This is a genomic window from Roseivirga sp., from assembly GCF_049099775.1.
Taxonomy (GTDB): Bacteria; Bacteroidota; Bacteroidia; order Cytophagales; family Cyclobacteriaceae; genus Roseivirga.
Window position 1 is genome coordinate 1 of the sequence record NZ_JAGDZM010000035.1, and the last position, 909, is coordinate 909.

Here is a 909-nt window from a genome sequence, read left to right on the forward strand (position 1 = left end):
CAGGTAAACATGTAGAAGGACTCTTCGATATAGATACATGGAATGTGACTGCAATTGAAGGAGATGGAGATGAGCTAGAAATTGCTTCATTGAACCCACTAGATGGGGGCACCATTGAAGTAGGAGAAAACCTAAGGGTAGCTTTCAATCAACTAATTTCAATTGGTAGTGGCGAGGTTCAATTTCTTAAAAAGAGTGATTTGTCAGAGTTGGCTACGTTAGATGTCTCCGGAAGCGCTGTTTCAGTATCTTTAAACCAACTTACTATTACTCCACCATTGTCTTTGCCTTTAGATGAAGTATTGATTGTGCAATTCTCAGAAGGTGCTTTAAATGATCCTTCAGGCAATAGTATTGGTGAATTATTTGATAATGATACATGGAATTTCACACTGAAAGAAACCGATAATACGAGTCCAAAGATTAGTTCATATATACCTGAGAGTGGGGGTGTAATTTTTGATCGAGAAAGTACGATAACTGTTGAGTTCGATCAGCCGATAGTAAAAGGAGTTGGCGTTGTTAAGTTTTCTAATTCGTTTGGAACTGTGACAGAAATTAACATAGGGAGTAGTCTTGTCAAAATAGATGGTAATGCGCTAACAATCCGTTTGGATAATAAGCTTTCATACGATGTTGGGTATTCGGTAACAATGTCAGAAAGCGCTATAACGGATGTATCGGGTAATCCGATAGGAGACTTGTTTGATTTAACACCTTGGGATTTTGCTTTAACCGATGGGAGTGCTGCTCCAACCATTGTAAAGTTCACTCCACAAGATGGTGGATTTATATTTCCAGGCAGTGATATTTTTATTCATTTCAGTGAGAATGTCAGGATTTTTGATGGGATAGTGCGGATTTACAGAAAACGTGACATGTTTCTTTTGGACGAGATAGTTGTTCGAA

At 38.3% G+C, this 909-nt stretch carries 1 protein-coding gene; it reads left to right on the forward strand.

Annotated elements, in window-relative coordinates:
- Positions 1-909: Ig-like domain-containing protein (locus JXQ92_RS19280; protein WP_421988286.1), on the forward strand; the 909-nt coding region annotated here is incomplete at both ends.